This window comes from Neobacillus sp. D3-1R, assembly GCF_052180215.1.
Taxonomy (GTDB): domain Bacteria; phylum Bacillota; class Bacilli; order Bacillales; family Cytobacillaceae; genus Pseudoneobacillus.
This window is the reverse complement of the sequence record NZ_CP197471.1, coordinates 1,930,019-1,945,991: the sequence shown is the minus strand read 5'-3', so window position 1 is coordinate 1,945,991 and position 15,973 is coordinate 1,930,019. Positions and strand designations below refer to the sequence as shown.

Annotated in this window: 17 protein-coding genes; 6 read left to right on the top strand and 11 right to left on the bottom strand. The window is 36.9% G+C overall.

Annotated elements, in window-relative coordinates; translation table 11 throughout:
- Positions 1-82: 82 nt before the first annotated feature.
- Complete coding sequence (locus ACSBPO_RS09900; RefSeq protein ID WP_442599885.1) at positions 83-772, bottom strand: hypothetical protein; 690 nt, start codon at positions 770-772, stop codon at positions 83-85.
- Between the two features lie 187 nt (positions 773-959).
- On the opposite strand from ACSBPO_RS09900, the gene ACSBPO_RS09895 reads away from it, so the two are divergent.
- Positions 960-2,864 carry a YhgE/Pip family protein gene (locus ACSBPO_RS09895; RefSeq protein WP_442600340.1) on the top strand — a complete coding sequence of 635 codons (1,905 nt, stop codon included), beginning with the start codon at positions 960-962 and terminating at the stop codon, positions 2,862-2,864.
- 638 nt (positions 2,865-3,502) lie between these two features.
- Here the strand turns inward: ACSBPO_RS09895 and ACSBPO_RS09890 are convergent.
- The gene (locus ACSBPO_RS09890; protein WP_442600339.1) at positions 3,503-4,210 is read right to left on the bottom strand and encodes a DNA alkylation repair protein; all 708 of its coding nucleotides are present in this window, start codon (positions 4,208-4,210) and stop codon (positions 3,503-3,505) included.
- Between the two features lie 162 nt (positions 4,211-4,372).
- Between ACSBPO_RS09890 and ACSBPO_RS09885 the strand changes: the two genes are divergently transcribed.
- Both ACSBPO_RS09885 and ACSBPO_RS09880 read left to right on the top strand, forming a co-directional pair.
- Entirely contained in the window at positions 4,373-4,891 is a 519-nt protein-coding gene (locus ACSBPO_RS09885; protein WP_442599884.1) for a GNAT family N-acetyltransferase, read from the top strand.
- A 193-nt stretch (positions 4,892-5,084) separates the two neighbouring features.
- Complete coding sequence (locus ACSBPO_RS09880; RefSeq protein WP_442599883.1) at positions 5,085-5,354, top strand: hypothetical protein; 270 nt, start codon at positions 5,085-5,087, stop codon at positions 5,352-5,354.
- Positions 5,355-5,403: 49 nt separating this feature from the next.
- Here ACSBPO_RS09880 and ACSBPO_RS09875 read toward each other — a convergent pair whose 3' ends face one another.
- The 3 genes from ACSBPO_RS09875 to ACSBPO_RS09865 all read right to left on the bottom strand — a co-directional run bounded on the left by ACSBPO_RS09875 (position 5,404) and on the right by ACSBPO_RS09865 (position 8,386).
- Positions 5,404-6,696, bottom strand: coding sequence for a DUF2254 domain-containing protein (locus tag ACSBPO_RS09875; RefSeq protein ID WP_442599882.1), 1,293 nt, complete (start codon positions 6,694-6,696; stop codon positions 5,404-5,406).
- A gap of 158 nt (positions 6,697-6,854) precedes the next feature.
- Positions 6,855-8,081, bottom strand: coding sequence for a hypothetical protein (locus ACSBPO_RS09870; protein WP_442599881.1), 1,227 nt, complete (start codon positions 8,079-8,081; stop codon positions 6,855-6,857).
- 170 nt (positions 8,082-8,251) lie between these two features.
- Positions 8,252-8,386 (bottom strand): hypothetical protein, encoded by a 135-nt coding sequence (locus ACSBPO_RS09865; RefSeq protein WP_442599880.1) that lies wholly within the window; start codon positions 8,384-8,386, stop codon positions 8,252-8,254.
- A 266-nt stretch (positions 8,387-8,652) separates the two neighbouring features.
- Between ACSBPO_RS09865 and ACSBPO_RS09860 the strand changes: the two genes are divergently transcribed.
- Positions 8,653-9,177 (top strand): hypothetical protein, encoded by a 525-nt coding sequence (locus ACSBPO_RS09860; RefSeq protein WP_442599879.1) that lies wholly within the window; start codon positions 8,653-8,655, stop codon positions 9,175-9,177.
- A gap of 52 nt (positions 9,178-9,229) precedes the next feature.
- Positions 9,230-9,415: a hypothetical protein gene (locus ACSBPO_RS09855; RefSeq protein WP_442599878.1), complete on the top strand. Its 186-nt coding sequence runs from the start codon at positions 9,230-9,232 to the stop codon at positions 9,413-9,415.
- 55 nt (positions 9,416-9,470) lie between these two features.
- Here ACSBPO_RS09855 and helD read toward each other — a convergent pair whose 3' ends face one another.
- Positions 9,471-11,774, bottom strand: coding sequence for an RNA polymerase recycling motor HelD (gene helD / locus ACSBPO_RS09850; RefSeq protein ID WP_442599877.1), 2,304 nt, complete (start codon positions 11,772-11,774; stop codon positions 9,471-9,473).
- A gap of 323 nt (positions 11,775-12,097) precedes the next feature.
- Here helD and ACSBPO_RS09845 point away from each other — a divergent pair, with 323 nt between their 5' ends.
- Entirely contained in the window at positions 12,098-13,285 is a 1,188-nt protein-coding gene (locus tag ACSBPO_RS09845; protein ID WP_442599876.1) for an MFS transporter, read from the top strand.
- Between the two features lie 106 nt (positions 13,286-13,391).
- Here ACSBPO_RS09845 and ACSBPO_RS09840 read toward each other — a convergent pair whose 3' ends face one another.
- The 5 genes from ACSBPO_RS09840 to ACSBPO_RS09820 all read right to left on the bottom strand — a co-directional run bounded on the left by ACSBPO_RS09840 (position 13,392) and on the right by ACSBPO_RS09820 (position 15,935).
- Positions 13,392-14,183 (bottom strand): DUF817 domain-containing protein, encoded by a 792-nt coding sequence (locus ACSBPO_RS09840; RefSeq protein WP_442600338.1) that lies wholly within the window; start codon positions 14,181-14,183, stop codon positions 13,392-13,394.
- Between the two features lie 46 nt (positions 14,184-14,229).
- A complete protein-coding gene (locus ACSBPO_RS09835; RefSeq protein ID WP_442599875.1) occupies positions 14,230-14,445 on the bottom strand; it encodes a helix-turn-helix domain-containing protein in 216 nt (71 codons plus the stop codon).
- Between the two features lie 10 nt (positions 14,446-14,455).
- Positions 14,456-14,938: a DUF2975 domain-containing protein gene (locus tag ACSBPO_RS09830; protein WP_442599874.1), complete on the bottom strand. Its 483-nt coding sequence runs from the start codon at positions 14,936-14,938 to the stop codon at positions 14,456-14,458.
- A gap of 171 nt (positions 14,939-15,109) precedes the next feature.
- Positions 15,110-15,409: a hypothetical protein gene (locus ACSBPO_RS09825; protein ID WP_442599873.1), complete on the bottom strand. Its 300-nt coding sequence runs from the start codon at positions 15,407-15,409 to the stop codon at positions 15,110-15,112.
- Between the two features lie 82 nt (positions 15,410-15,491).
- On the bottom strand, positions 15,492-15,935 hold the full coding sequence (locus tag ACSBPO_RS09820; RefSeq protein WP_442599872.1) for a hypothetical protein: 444 nt from the start codon (positions 15,933-15,935) through the stop codon (positions 15,492-15,494).
- Positions 15,936-15,973: the final 38 nt, after the last annotated feature.

Here is a 15,973-nt window from a genome sequence, read left to right as displayed (position 1 = left end):
ACCGGTTGATAAATTCTCATTTTCGGATGATAAAAATTGAAAATCGGTTGATATGAGGTTGGCTATCTACTCTACTCTTCACCTAATCACCATGTGCAGTATGGAACCATACCTTAAGTGGACCTAATGACTCCCAACCACAAGAAATGGCATTGCTTACGTCTTCTCCTCGTTCGTATCCAACCAAATTGAAATTCGGTAATTGATTGGATACTAACTGAACAATATCCTTCCATAGCTTTTCACTTGGATATTCCTCTGAAAATACATTTGACACGCCAACGACCTCAGCATCTAGATGAGCGATAAACCCTGATAATCCTCCTTCATATTCATGTATAAAAACCTTCATATCCTCCCTTTTTAAGATACTTGGAAGGATGATATTCTCCGTACTATTAGCCATATTCCATTTTGCCAATTCATCCTCTGAAGTGACCGTAGTCCAATTTGAATCTATTTTCTCACTCGAAGTAACAGAAGGATGAAAAATCCACTCTGCATTAAATAGGACCTGAAAACCATAAGACTCCAACTCCAGATTCGCAAAACTATCCTTTAAAGATTTGATGTTCCTGTCACCCATAACATCTATGACTTCATTAGAAGTTGCAAGATTACTTGATGTAATCAGATCAGGGTAATATGGAGGGGCTTCCGACATCAGTCCCCAAACATTTTCTCTTGTAAAATCGCTTATACCATGAGTTTCACAAATTATTCCACACCAACTGATATTGTTCAAAACAGCAGCATCCAACCATTTATTCATTTTGCCTCCTACAGTAAACTGGCTTATTTTTTATCACAAAAAAGTACATATCCATACCAAATATATTACTTCTCCATCTATTCCTCCCCCACCTTTTCTAATTTACTTAACCTACATATATCCGTAATTTATACGCAAACTGTTAAAGATAACCATTGCCTATAAATAAAGGGGTTGTAAATTGAGTATGTTTTCGTGGATAAAAAGTGAGTGGGCATCCATTTTTAAAAAGTGGAAATTGCTCGTAGCTATTTTTGTCATTTTATTTGTGCCCTCCTTGTATAGCGGAACGTATTTATTAGCGAATTGGGATCCTTATTCCCATTTGGAGAGGCTGCCGGTCGCGGTTGTGAATGAAGATGTGGAGGTCCAATACCAAGGCACCACTTATGCCATCGGCGACGAACTTGTTACACAATTAAAACAGGATAAAAGTTTCCAATGGCAATTTGTCAGCAAGGAAGAGGCGGATAAAGGGCTGAAAAACAATCAGTATTATTTTGAAATCTACATACCGCGCGAATTTTCAAAACGAGCCACTACCTTAACGACTCAACATCCTACACCACTTGATTTGTATTACAAAGTTAATGTTGGGAGCAATTTCATTGCCTCGCAAATTGGCAGAACCGGTGTGGATAAGATTCGCACAAAACTATCACAGCAGCTAAGCAAAAATTATGCAGAAGCGTTATTTGATCAAATTACCACGGTTGGGAATGGCCTTACAGAGGCAAGTAAAGGTGCCGAACAACTCACAGCAGGAACGAACAAACTGTCACTAGGCACACAGGAAATCATTGATGGGATGAAAATGCAATCAAATCCACTCAGCCAATTATCATCCGGATCGAAAAAACTAAGTGGAGCCGCTTCCGAATTATCCAAAGGCGCCGATCAGATTCAGGCAGGTGCTTCACAAATGAATAGGGGAGTCCGTTCACTCGAAACTGGTTTATCCAAACTTAACACGAGCTCCGGTCAGCTTGAATCGAGCATGATGCAGCTTTCATCTGGAAGCAAGCAATTATCTCAAGCACTGGAAGGATACAGTAAAGCAAATCCAGAGTTAGAGAATGATCCAACATTCCAGGAACTAGTCAAAAGCAGTCAGAATTTAAGTGGTGGATTAGACCAGTTTTATTCCAATTTCACAGCCTTCGGTCAAGGCATTCATCAATCCTATCAAGGCGTTCAATCATTGAGTAGTGGCACTCAGACGATCACAACCAAACTCGGTAATCTATCTGATGGTGCTAAGAAAATCGCTGATTCTCAAACAACGTTATCAAATGGTACTGCCAATGTGTACAACGGTTGGAATGCTGTCATTGGGCACTTAAATTCACTTAAGAATGGTGAAGAACGCCTATCTTCTGGTAGTCAACGATTAGCGGATCAACTAGCCAGTGGAGCAAAAGAAATTCAGTCCATCCATCCTGGACAACCTATTTATGAAATGATGTCCAATCCGGTTAGACTAAAGGAACAATTGGTGCACAGTGTCCCTAACTACGGTACAGGGCTCGCACCGTATTTTCTGTCACTAAGTTTGTTTGTTGGAGCCCTTCTTCTTACCACCGTGCTTCCGTTAAAGGATACCATTAGTAAACCACCATCAGCATTGGCATGGTATCTTTCGAAATTTTTGCTGTTAGCACTCATTTCGGTTGGACACAGCTTGATAACCAACGTATTTTTAATTCATATGGTTGGATTGGACCCATTAAATAAGAGTTATCTGTATCTCTTCACTTTCTTTTCCAGCTTAATCTTTATGTCGGTTATATTATTTTTGGTGATTTTATTAGATAATGCGGGCAGGTTTATGGCGATCATTTTATTGGTTCTACAGCTGACTTCCAGTGCAGGGACGTTTCCAATTGAATTGACACCACCATTTTTCCAAACCATCCATTCACTCTTGCCAATGTGGTATACGGTCCAAGGATTTCGGACCATCATATCAACAGGTGATTACCATCTACTTCAAAGCGATGTGATGGCATTAACGGTTTACCTAGTGTTGTCAATACTCTTAACCATCATCACATTAAGATTTATGCATAAGAAAACCTTAACAACACTATAACAGGGAATTCTTAGCGCGAAATTTAACAAGAAGGATACCCAATTTTAAAAAAATAACAAAAAGGGCCAACTAAGTGGCCCTTTTCCTTATTGGCAGTTTCAAAATAAAATGGAAATCCTTAAAGGCCCATTTCAAGGCAGGAATATTCCTCTAGTTATACTTTTAGTTAAAAACCGATGATATTTAGCGGAAATAGATGATTTTATAGGTGAAATCCGTAAATATGACGAAATCAGTTTTTTTATTCTTTTGTTAAAGTAGTAATATGTACCTATTTTAAATAAAAGGTGAACCTATGGAATATTTTAACCAAGAAGTATTGTTCGAAGGGAAGATTTATCTAGTGCTGTATCAATACGATACAGGTTTCATAGAGATAAGAGAAAAAGATAGAAATCTGCTGTCTGATGTAAAATTAGTACATATGTCCGAGGTTACTTTTCAAATGGAGCTCCCTAAGTAAGAGGTTTGTTCTTTTTTGAACCCGTGGTTACTCTCTTTAAAACTATTAACTCAATATAAAAGAGGCATAACTCTTTGAATAGATTTATGCCCCTTTTACATAATCATCCTTCCCTATTTCGCAAAAACTCCTCGAAAAATAGTCTTGGTAATTCTTGTTCAATTGTTGAAAAATATCAGCATATACATGTTTTCCGTTTTAACCCTACGCGATTTTTCTCTTCAATCTTTTTAATAAAATCCGTAGCAAGGGGCACCTTACATGCCGTATTTCCGACATCTACTTGCACCTTTCCTATCTGTTCTGCTACTATTTTTGCTTCCTCATTTAGGTCCGTTACATAGGCACCTACACAAATAACAAAATTATTCATTACATAACGTACTCGATTTCTCTCTTCATGAATCGTATTTTTTACATGGTTTAAAAGTTCGTTAAGTTCCGCTATATCGAGTTTTTCATCAGGTGTGATTGATAAATAGTTGGAATAGGTACTCCACCCACAAACAGAAATCATTTCCTCATCGGATTCCATCCACTCTCTAGCCAGTTCAAGAGCGTAATTACTCTCTGCTGCCACCTGAGCCACTGTATATTCTGCAAGCATATACCAGTAAGCTTTCTGAACCCATTCTTGTAAGGATTCCTTTGACATGAGCTTCGGATTAACTGATAGACCCGCCAAATACATCGCATCATGATTTCCTGTTTGATATAATTGTAAGGTCAAGTCATGATCCTTTTTCACATACTTTACGAGCTTTTTCAAATCGCCTATTTTGACTCCAAAATTTGGCTCCTCTATCCCATGATTCATAAATGTACGCTTTGTTTGCTCAGAGCCCCATTCTTGAAGCTTTTGCATGATTGCCTCAAAGTCCATCATTCTCACCCTCACCTTTGAAAAATACAAATGAAAATAAAATCTTTAATAACAACATTACCATGTTACTATTAAAATAGAAAATCACTCTAATGAACAATATTAGGTTAGATACCCAAACTGTGAAAAGTAAGAATTAATTTAACCGAGGAGGCTTTATAAATGAGCATCATTCAAACCGAAAGACTTTCTATTCGAAAGGTGACCCTTAATGATTCAGGATTTATCTTAAGGTTACTAAATGAACCTTCTTGGATTCAATATATTGGGGATAAAGGGGTAAAGACAGAGCTTGATGCGAAGAAATACATTGAATCTGGACCTATTAAAATGTATCAGGAATATGGTTTCGGGCTGTACATCGTCGCGTTAAAGGAATTAGGCACGCCGATTGGATTATGTGGTCTTATCAAGCGAATCACCTTACAGTATGTGGACATTGGATTTGCTTATTTGCCAGAATACACAGGGCAAGGATATGCCTTTGAAGCAGCGGATGCCGTTATCCAATATGGAAAAAAGGCCTTTTCTCTTCATAAAATGGTAGCCATTACAACTTTAGATAATGTTAACTCACAAAAACTCCTTGGTAAGCTGGGCTTTGACTTTGATTCAACTATTAAAATGCCTCATGAAACAGAAACATTGAAATTATATATTAAGAACTTATCACATATATAAATATAAAGGTTTTATCAAAAAACCATTCAAATCTCTAACCCATGACCTAACGACCACTAAACACGTTTAACCACCTTCTCTAAAAATTCACAAACTATTCTAAAAAGACTGCCTAGATTCGATATAAAAAGTAATAAAATAGTATTATCAAATATTTTTTGTGAATCGAATTTCTTCTTAGGAGGGAGCTTTTATGAAGAAGCAAAACAAAGTTGAGATTGGTTCCTGGGTCGAATTTTTTGATAAAAATTCCAATAAAATGGTTTTTGGATTTGTTACCTCTATGGGCAGATTAGAAGCTAAGGTCTATATACCTGAGGTTAATGAGGAGTCTACGGTGTATGTCATGAAGGTAGTATCGCGCGACGAAGTGGAACTGGATCCACAAGATTTACAAACCTTAATCGATCTTGCTCTTGATAAACGAGATTTTTCTTGGCTTGACCATTTAGTCTCCCACTAAAAAAAGTGTCAGGGAATCGTTATGTATTTTACGAAACACCTGACACTTTTCATTTCATTTGGCAAAGGCATTTTAGCTTGGATATTTTATCCTGCAGATTTTTTTGGTCGAGCTGCTTTAATTGCTTGAAGCTGACTCCTTCTAATAGGTAATGACTAAATCCCCAAACAATCCTTTTGATTTCTTGACTTCCCTTTTCTACAATCATCATGAGTGCATCAAAGACAGCTAATATAACCGATATATCTTCCCTTCCATAATGACTTATTTGATAAAAGGTTAAATATAAAATTTCTTCAAATGGTTTTTGAGGAACAATGACTCTTGCTTTCATCTGCTCATCATTATAAATAAGGTAATGACCATCTAACCTACATACCTCCCCTAAGGCTAATCCAAGATGATGGATACAATCGATTGCCGTATTCGGATCATTGATAGCAGGTGAAATTGCCCGAAGCGTAATCTCGACAATTTTTCTCAAAGCAAATTCTTCATCTTGCATCGTCGTTCTTTCTCTACCAACAGTAATGATTGGCTGATAATCACCTTCTAGCTCTTCTCCTCGATGATAGACTGTCAATATACTATGATTTGTTGATATAAATTGACCGATTTTTTGGTTGATTTCAATGATTTGATCCTTTTCAACCGCTAACCTTAGCAGCTCGTCATAATCAAGAAGTTGAAGATATCCATGTTTTGGGCTATGAATTTTTGTTTTCATTTGATAGGAAGGCGGTATGAGATACACATCTTTCATGAAAAAAACATGTTTCTTTTGCTTTATCATATTTATTTTTGACTCAACAATTTTTAATACATCTTCTGTTAAAATATCGATTAAATTCGAAACTTGAATAAACGTCGCAACATGGTGAATAAAATGAGCAAAAAAAGCAAGACAAACTAAAGCAAATATCACTCCAACGCAAGAAGAAATAACCGGATGATGAAGATTACTTTTCATGAACAAAAGTGAAAAAATGGAGTACACAAATCCCCCCATAAATATCCCTAACACACGCATGGTCACTCGGTTGGTAACAAAATTCCGAAGGGTCCTAGGAGAAAATTGCGACGAATACGTCGTCAACACGACCATAATCGTTGAAAAAGTCAGCGTTGTCATCGTTAAAAGTGAACCTGCAATGGTTCCTAAAATGGTTTGCGATAAATCTACACTCGTTAACAGGATATCGGGTAAAGCCATTTCCGCTTGTTTATAAAATCGGGTATCAACCATAATCACACCAATCGCGATAACCAATGATAAAACACAATAAAAACCCGGAATCAACCAAATACTATTTTTAATTTTTAGAAGAACCCTCTGAATCATATTTGCCTCCGGAATAAGTAAATGACCTACATACCTTTCATTTTCTCCTTTCTCCTTTTTCTCAAACATGGGGACGGTTCTTCCGCTTCATTATTTCTACACCTATTTTGAAATATTAAATGCAAAACAAAAAAAAAACTAGAGAAATGTTCCCCCGCTTACATATCGCCATAGTTAAAGTATAAAGATTTGATCATACCAGCTGTTAAACCAGCCAGAGCTCTATGCGCATTGCTCCCCAACACACTATTTTCATCTGATAGTAAACTATCTATAATGATTGGGTGCTCTTTACCAAGTCCATGCTTTGTAGCTAAATGGCTTTCAATCGTATCCATAGCAACTTGATCACCACACCATGCTAGTTCATACAAATAAATTGTTTTATCCGTTTCTAAGTCAACATCCCTCGTATTGAACGAGTTACGACCATAAAAATCAACAAATACATCCGGCATGTATCCTTTTCTTGATAAAACCGTCAATAACCCTTGTTTAATTTGCTGGGCCTCATCCATAAACATAGATTTAGGATGATTTAATTCAAAGGTAGTCCCCGTTCCCATTTGGGCTAATCCTCTTGCCACCCAAGAGGCGTAACCTGTGGAGATAAATCCTCCATCCTTCCTGCCACCACCAATATTGTTTAAATGACCAATTGACCGATTTCCACTGTCACTCATCGAAATAGCCAATTTCCCAAGTTCCACTATTTCATTTCGATACTCATAACGATTCGGAGGAACTTCAGATAACAAGGCTCCATATAAACCTAAAGCTCCACCCATAATACTATAAACATTTAATGACCCGGCGAAGCGTTTAATTCCATTTGGGGCTACAATATGTCTCTTCTCTTCTGTCAGTTCCTCATACGTGAGCGTCCCGCTACCATCACCAAAGAGTGTTGGTTCCCAAGTGACGGTAGTTTCCTTGTAGGAATCAACAGCACTTCTTAAAAATAGCGGTAAATACGTTTCAACAATCGATGTGGCCATTGAGTCATATTTGTATTCTAGAGCGTTTATATTGTATTTTTTTACAAAAGTGAAGGCAATTAAATTCTGGGCAGTATACGGTGAAAATAGGTTAAGATAAAAGGTTTCTTGCTTCAGTTGCTCCTCTAATTTAGTTAAAGCTAAATTTAAATGTTCCAAAACAAGTTCCGCCAAATGGACTTCCCCATTTAATCTCCCTTGATGCTCCAAAATCGATAAAAATTGAATATCCGTTGCCAAACGCCAAGCGGTCTCTTTTTCCGCAACGGAGTTAGAAAGAGTCGTATTATGAGACGGGTAACCCACTTGAGTTTCAATGTGATTTCGTTTAACAAACACTTCCGTAAAAGCTATCTTGGAAGCTTCATACGATGAAATTGTTGTCATCCCTATTCTCCTAAACTATATTCTTTTTAATATAGTTATGTGTGAATGTGACAAACTTGCCTGTACCATCTTCAACTTCTATAAAGAAAGATGCCTAGCCACCACTTTTGGAAGCAGGCACCTATATTTATTTTCATAAAAATACTACACCTTACCATACATGGGTTCTGTTAAATACTTTCTCCCAAATTTTCTTTCGTCTTACAATCTTTAAGCGGTTCTTCGGTTTTGTCATTATGATTCGTACATAGCCATGGACAGGTAATAAAGATAAAGCAATCACTACAGTATCCTGTTTTCCCCATTTTCCCAACCTCCGTAACCTAAGGTGATAGATACTATCTATGTATATTTTATCCTTTTTTAGTTTGATTGTGATTCAATTCACAATAATTTCATTTTTCAACCAACATCTTCCAAAAAATTTAATATAAACGTTATTTTAGTTACAGATGACATCAAAATTAAATAAACCTGTAAAATTAAAATCTAGGATATATGATAAATTGAAATTAACCATTTTTTAATAGAAATAGGTGGCTAAACTAGTAACGTTAAACGAGTTGATTATATGTTAAATGTGAAGGAAGTAACGGAATTACTTAGCAGCGAAGGCATTACCAGTGATGAAGAGACCGTCATACGCTGGATACTAGATGGAAAAATGAGGGCAAAACGGACAAAGGATTATCATATTGACTTTCATATTTTTCCTGGAGATATTGCTAGCTTTATAGTAGAAAAGAAAATGGAGAATAAAAGCAAACAGTTTGGAGTTGATTTCGAACAGTGGGAAAAAACTTTTTACGAAAATCAACGTTTAAAAGAAGAATTGGAAGAATTAAAAACCACCATCAAAATTGCCCAAACGAAAGTTCATTCCTTAAAGAAAATGGTAAAAGCAGAATATGCCCTTTTTAACCAAGATCCGCCCTCCTTCCACACCTTATTAGGTGTAGATGAGGCAGCTGATAAGGATTTGCTAAAAAAAGAGTTTAAGAAATTATTAAAAGCCCTTCATCCTGACCGTGGTGGAGATGAACGATTATTTAAAGTATTCTATGAGCACTATCAAAAGACCATCTTAGCTGAATAATATGTCTAATTTTAGATGAAACAAAAATTAAAAATGGAAGGCGGTTATGCCCGTGGCAGACCTAACGATGCAACAAATTGTCGAAAGTATCCCTAAATCTCTACTCAATGCTTCAGACCGAGATTTAGAAGGATTTCAACGAATCCTCGAAGAAACAATCAAACTAAGAGAAGGACACAAAAACCTTCAAAAAATGATCAAAAACTTCTCCCTGAATAATCCGATCCAACGCCCATAAAGCAAAGGGACGGTTCTCTTGCTTCAAAAAGAAGCAAGAGAACCGTCCCCATGCATCACTCAAAATTTAACCGATTCGCTCTATTCAGTAAGAAGTTTTCAGGTTCACTGCCATATAGGTACAGACGATGCATGGGTCTTGTCATGGCGACGTATAGCAGTTTGATATCTAGGTCAACATCTGAATACGGTTCTTCTAAGGAAACAGCCAGAACGGCATCGAACTCTAATCCTTTTGATAAGTACGAAGGTAAAATGACCACGTTCCCCTTTTTCATATCTTCCTTTTCTTCTAAAAGCTGGATAGGCTGGTGACTCTTTTCCAGCATTTTATAGATTCGTTGACATTCTTTATCGGTTCGGCCAATTATCGCAATCGAGTTAAGTTCTTTTTCTTTTAAGGATGAAATATCCTCTTCCAACACTTGTCTTACCTTGTCATGTTGGCTAGGGTCAATTCTTTTAAAAAGAGGTTTTTCACCATGCCGGATAACCGGTTGCACCTGTGGTAAATCTTGATTAAGAATGTTAAGAATATCATTTGCCAGATTCATAATCTCTACGGTTGTACGATAGCTCTTTTGCAGCGCCTGGTAATTGGCCGTTGGAAAAATTTCCTTTACTAATGGTTCCCAGCTATTTAAGCCGCGATAAGAATGAATCCCCTGTGCCAAGTCTCCGACAATTGTAAACAAGTCTGTCTCAAAGCCCTCTTTTAAGGCAGCAAATTGAAAATAGCTGTAATCCTGCGCCTCATCGATAAAGATGCTTCTCATTTTATACTTTTCGTCGATTCCCTCTAATTTTGCTTTTAAATAAAATAATGGAGCTAGGTCCTCTAATTCATAGGCATCTTTCTCAAAAATCCTTCTGCAATGCTGACTAAGAACCTTGCATTCTTTATCTGAAAGAGTGGTGGAATACTTTTTCAAAAGCTCCTCCGAAGACATAAGCTCTTTGTATACAGTAAAAATATCCTTCATCACAAACTCTTTCATATAATTTTTTACCGCAACCTTTGCTTCTTGGTCAATCTTCTTTAATCTTTCTTCCTTCCGATCCATGATGGAGACCACTTTTTGTTTTCTTTTCTCTTCTTCCATCCTAGTGGTAAAAAGGGCACGATCCAGAACCTCATCATATTTCTTGACTACTTTTGATAACATAATGGCTTTCTTTGTTCGTAAATCGCTTGTTAATAAGTTCTTTATTTTATCGAGCCTCTTATAGATTGGTATATAGGTATATTCTTTTATAAATAGTTGTCTTAGGGTTTTCCCCTTCAACAGAACCGTCTTTTCAATGATAAAATCCTCTTTCGGAGCCAGTTTCAATTCCACATCTTTTATATAGCGGTTCAACAGGTCCATAAAAGCAAGGGAACCCTTATAACTCGAAACCCATTGGAGAGATTTGCTATTTCCACTTCCATCAAGAAGTTTCATCAGTTTCGTATTCGGAGAAAAAAGTTTGATTTTTTTACCTAGACAGCTTTTCATAAAATCAACAAAGGTAGTTTGGTTAATCTTGTTTACGCCTAGTTCGGGTAATACAGCAGATATGTAATCAATAAATAATCGGTTTGGTGCAAGAATCATTAATTTTTCTGGAGGAAATTGATAACCAAAGGTATAGAGAAAGTAGGATATTCTATGGAGTGCAATCGTTGTCTTCCCGCTTCCCGCAGCACCTTGAACGATAATAGGGTGTTTAAGTGATGCTCGAATCACTTCATTTTGCTCATTTTGGATGGTCGCTACGATTTCTGTTAAACGATTGTCTGCCTTTCCAGACAATGATTTTTGTAAAAGCTCATCGTGAGTTGTTAAATCGATATCGCGGATTTCTTTCAGCTTTCCCTCGATGATCTCATATTGCCTTTTTAAGGATAAGAAACCCGTTTGAGTCTCTCCATAAGCATCATACGAAACCTCTCCGAGACGTCCATCGTAGTACACACTGGCAATTGGTGACCGCCAATCCACAATAATTGGCTTTTGTGTTACACGATCAAACAATGAAACCTTTCCAATGTATAAAATTTCTTCGTTTTTATGACTGTCGCTCGTAAAGTTGATTCTCGAAAAATAAGGTTTGGTTATCACACTCTCTAACCTTTTAAGCTCGCTTTGAGCTAAATCGAGAAATCTTGCATTAGCCAGTAAGTCCGTATAGCTCGCACTACTATCAGAAGGATCTAAATTCGCAAAGGCTTGTTTCATATTCTCTACAAAAAATTCTTTGTTTCCCTTCGAAACATCTACAACCGTCCGGATATACTCCTTCGTAAACTCCAAACGTTCCACTTCTTCTTGATAATCCACATGCTCATAAACAGACAATTGATCATTCGAGCTCATTCTCTAACGAGTCACCTCTTATATTGAATTTGGGTTAGTTGTGTGAGCGGTTTACTTCCTTATAAATGCGCGGAATACTTAGATTAAACTAACAGAATTTTCTAGTCAAGTATTTTCTTCCCTTTTCATAAAATGTTTCTCTGCGCCAAATCAATAAAAACCTTCACTTAGGCAAACCTATACATATTGATGTCACTACTGTTGCGAAATTCCCAAAATCCTTTATTGCAACATTTATTAAGAGCATTTACATTCACATTCTGTTACTATATAAATTATATTTCTAGTTGCGAAATAACCCTTACATTGAAGGAAGTGACATCATGGAGGACCGTAAAGGTAAGATACTTATTGGCTTGTCTATTGCCGCCTTTTTAGGGCCGTTTACCCAAACGATTTATACGCCAAGTCTTGCGGAGGTTGGCCATTATTATGAGGTCAATCAATTTTTTGTTAATTTAACGATATCCTTGTATACCTTTGTTTTGGCAATCAACCAATTTCTTGTTGGGCCATTATCTGACACTCGTGGGCGAAAAGCGATTCTTCTTCCTGGAATACTTATTTTTATGGTTGGCTCATTGATCTGCTTTTTATCACCAAACTATTACCTGTTTCTATTTGGACGCGCCCTTCAAGCATTTGGAATTACCACTGGTTCTGTAGTGGCTGCTGCTGTCATCGGTGACATTTATGCTCCAAAGGAACGTGGTAAGGCCATGAGCGTCTATCAAACCATGGTTTTCCTTGGCCCTGTCCTAGGACCAGTCGTTGGAAGTTTAATAGCCGCTTATGCGGAGTGGCATTCAGCTTTTGCCATTTTAGCATTTGGTGCTTTATTCGCCTACATATATAACCGCATTGTTTTAAAGGAAACTTTAACAAAAGATATCGCATCAAAGAAGATAACGTTTCAAACCTTTAAAGGAATTTTAATGAACCGTGCCGCTTTTTCTGTCATTTTACTAGGTTTTGTTCAATTTTACGGCTATTACATATTTCTTGTATTCATACCTGGTTTACTAGACGAATTATATTCTGTCCCAATGGTGTATAAAGGTTTGTTTTTTATGCCGCTTACCGCTGGGATCGTCTTTGGAACTATCCTTGGTGGAAGAATTCAAGCCTTTTTAAACCATACATTCATCCTTTTGTACACAGCATATGGAACAGGAATCGTGGTTCTCGGCTTTTGGGCTTTTCTTTTCTTAAAAATTCTATCCATTCCAGCTTTAGTCTTATTTTTACTCTGCTACGGTGTGTTGCTTGGCATTAGTTTACCATCACAATCAACATCCTTGGTCAATCTATTTGTCCAACAAAAAGGTACAGCAATGGGTGTTTACAATTTTGTTCGATTTACAGGTGCCGCGATAGGACCGCTCCTCGGTTCACTGCTTTTTAACCTTGGAGGCGACAACATCTTATATATCACTCTGTCCATCTTCCTGTTAATTGGAGCCTTTGTCGTCCACCGAACCAGTCAAGCAACCCTAAAAGGTTTAGAATAGACTCTTATACAAAAAAAGACTTGAGAATAATCATCATTCCTCAAGTCTTATTTTGGTGACAGGCACCACCCGATTTTTCTTGTTCCACGATATTGTTTCACTACATTTATAATTGTTTACTAGTTTCAACCTTAATTGAATTTTTCCCTTTCACTTGCTTTAACGTTGCTACGATTAGAAAGCTAACAATAACTAATAAGAGCCAGGAACTCACCTTCCCTAGATGAACAAGACTCCAAGCTTCCTGTTGGTTTGGATATTTCCAAGCTCCAAAGAAGGTTGCGATATTTTCAGCTATCCAGATAAAAAATCCGATAAGTACAAAAGAAAGAGAGAGTGGCATACGATAACGTGTTCCATTGACCTCGTATGTGGCCCATGATTGCCAAAAGACGACTATGACAAGTACAGATAACCACCAACGAACGTCTATCCAATAATGGTGGGTGAAAAAATTCAAATAGATCGCAGCAGCTAGAGGTACAACTACCAAAAACGGGGGCCACTTCACTAGTTCAACCTTTAACCTTCTCCATGCTTGGCAAAGATAACTCGCCACACTCGCGTACATGAATCCACTATACAAAGGCACTCCGAATACTTTAGAATATCCTTCCTCAGGATATGACCAGGAGCCCATATGTACCTTGAAAAGTTCAAGTGCGAGTCCGATAAGATGGAATAATGTAATTACCTTTAATTCATCCCGTGTTTCAAGCCCAGAACGAACCATCCCCCACTGCATCAATAGGCAAATAAGTAGCAGCCAGTCATACCTTGGCAGGAAAGGTAGTGGGATGATTTGTGTCATTGCCAAAGAGGCAAAAATAACGACCGGGAACAGACAGGAGAGCGCCTGCTCCCAACCAAAACGAACAAGTTGTTTTACTGCTCCCATCATTTGCCTCTGCAAAGTTTTTTCTGAATAGCTAAGACCTGCTTTATTAGGCATCTTCATCACTTCGGTATTCTAAAATATCACCAGGTTGACAGTCTAAAGCTTTACAAATTGCATCTAAAGTAGATACTCGAATCGCTTTTGCCTTCCCATTTTTCAAAATAGAAAGGTTTGCCATCGTGATTCCCACCCTCTCCGAAAGTTCCGTCACACTCATTTTTCTTTTTGCCAGCATCACATCAATATTAATAATAATTGCCATCTTATTCACCTCAGACCGTTAAATCGTTTTCTGATTTTATATCTATTGCTTCCTGCAAAAGCCTTTGGAGAACAGCAGCAAATACTGCGATGACTGTTGAGGCAAAAATCAAGATCAATCCAATTACCATAACACCTGGAGCATCATCTGCATTTGCCACGAGATAGAAAAGTGGCAATCCAAGAACAAACAAGCTGCTAATTGTGATCGCACATTTTTTAATATTTTTTAAAGCCATAACCGATAATTCAGAGAACGCATTATTCTTGTCAATATAACTTAAAAGTTTAAAAGCCTGGTACAGTGCCATGTAAAAAGGGATCGCCGCTGCATACAAATCAATAAATACAAGATATTTCAAATAAGTATGACCTGGATACAATTCTGCTGCAAAATCCGCTATATTAGGCACCAAGAAGATGCACAAAGCAAGAATAGGAAGTCCAATCAGAATAACTGCCATCTTTAAAAAGAGTGTTGTTCCTTGTTTCATTAAAAAAGCACCTCTCTTATTTATTATTAAATTGATTTTAATATAATTTTTATCGTTTTACAATAAATTATTAACGAGTTTGTTTATATTATTATTGTTTTTATTTTTCCAAAACAAAGAAAAGAGCATTCCTCCTTATAAAGAAATACTCGAAAAATGAAACTATTAATTTTAATCAAAGCGTACTGTGTCTATACCATCTATTATATCCTCTAATTCTGTTAGGAAATTTATTTGAACAGGAGCAGGAATTTGCTCCATCCACTTTTTAACTTCAGGTAACTCTTCGGCTTCCTCCATATTCGTTGGTTTTGAATCAAGAGTTTGCCACCATATCTTCAATTCATCAATAAATTCATAAAAATAGCGCTCAAATCTTTCTGCCCATTCTGCTCCCTCATCACCTGTTGTCTTTTGCATCATTCTCCAGGCTTCCATTGCTGTTTCAAAATATTCATCTATCTTATTCATGGAAACTCCTTTCAACACCAATCTAAAAATAAAGACCTTCCCTTATCAACTGAATACTGAATCATAGTAAATCCGGAATGGTTTAACTTAATTTAGGTAAATCCCTTTTGTTTATTCTATTTTGCACGAAGGAAAAAAACAATACAGGCAACAATAATAAAACTGGTTTTGATAAATAATTCATTATATGAAACGGTGCTTTGTGAACATAAACCGCTTTTAGCCATTCTCTATCCCCTATCCTGACCGCTATCGCAGTATTATAAGGAACGCCAATGATTTCATAATATCCTGTTCCAATCGTGTATGCATTCGATGCATTTCCGTAATAGTTTCCCGTCATTTCAATTGGTTCTGTTTCAACGAAACCAATTCTCTTTTTAATATGAGATGAAGTCAACTTCTCATCTGTTACCTGATAAACATTCCCTTTCCAAACCACAAAAGGATAAGCCCAACTTAGAGCTTGAACAGAGGTATGAACTCCAAATATAAATAGGATTAATAATAATACAATTCTACTCATACGTTCACCTCTCTCTTTTTCATAATGTATTAAATGAC

Excerpts from the sequence above, each read along its gene's own strand:
- ACSBPO_RS09865 (WP_442599880.1), bottom strand. The coding sequence starts at position 8,386 with ATGGGGAAAACAGGATACTGTAGTGATTGCTTTATCTTTATTACCTGT.
- ACSBPO_RS09895 (WP_442600340.1), top strand. The coding sequence starts at position 960 with ATGTTTTCGTGGATAAAAAGTGAGTGGGCATCCATTTTTAAAAAGTGG.
- ACSBPO_RS09840 (WP_442600338.1), bottom strand. The coding sequence starts at position 14,183 with ATGGGAGCAGTAAAACAACTTGTTCGTTTTGGTTGGGAGCAGGCGCTC.
- ACSBPO_RS09830 (WP_442599874.1), bottom strand. The coding sequence starts at position 14,938 with ATGAAACAAGGAACAACACTCTTTTTAAAGATGGCAGTTATTCTGATT.
- ACSBPO_RS09885 (WP_442599884.1), top strand. The coding sequence starts at position 4,373 with ATGAGCATCATTCAAACCGAAAGACTTTCTATTCGAAAGGTGACCCTT.
- ACSBPO_RS09860 (WP_442599879.1), top strand. The coding sequence starts at position 8,653 with ATGTTAAATGTGAAGGAAGTAACGGAATTACTTAGCAGCGAAGGCATT.
- ACSBPO_RS09845 (WP_442599876.1), top strand. The coding sequence starts at position 12,098 with ATGGAGGACCGTAAAGGTAAGATACTTATTGGCTTGTCTATTGCCGCC.
- ACSBPO_RS09835 (WP_442599875.1), bottom strand. The coding sequence starts at position 14,445 with ATGGCAATTATTATTAATATTGATGTGATGCTGGCAAAAAGAAAAATG.
- ACSBPO_RS09890 (WP_442600339.1), bottom strand. The coding sequence starts at position 4,210 with ATGGACTTTGAGGCAATCATGCAAAAGCTTCAAGAATGGGGCTCTGAG.
- ACSBPO_RS09900 (WP_442599885.1), bottom strand. The coding sequence starts at position 772 with ATGAATAAATGGTTGGATGCTGCTGTTTTGAACAATATCAGTTGGTGT.
- ACSBPO_RS09880 (WP_442599883.1), top strand. The coding sequence starts at position 5,085 with ATGAAGAAGCAAAACAAAGTTGAGATTGGTTCCTGGGTCGAATTTTTT.
- ACSBPO_RS09820 (WP_442599872.1), bottom strand. The coding sequence starts at position 15,935 with ATGAGTAGAATTGTATTATTATTAATCCTATTTATATTTGGAGTTCAT.
- ACSBPO_RS09875 (WP_442599882.1), bottom strand. The coding sequence starts at position 6,696 with ATGATTCAGAGGGTTCTTCTAAAAATTAAAAATAGTATTTGGTTGATT.
- ACSBPO_RS09870 (WP_442599881.1), bottom strand. The coding sequence starts at position 8,081 with ATGACAACAATTTCATCGTATGAAGCTTCCAAGATAGCTTTTACGGAA.
- helD (WP_442599877.1), bottom strand. The coding sequence starts at position 11,774 with ATGAGCTCGAATGATCAATTGTCTGTTTATGAGCATGTGGATTATCAA.
- ACSBPO_RS09825 (WP_442599873.1), bottom strand. The coding sequence starts at position 15,409 with ATGAATAAGATAGATGAATATTTTGAAACAGCAATGGAAGCCTGGAGA.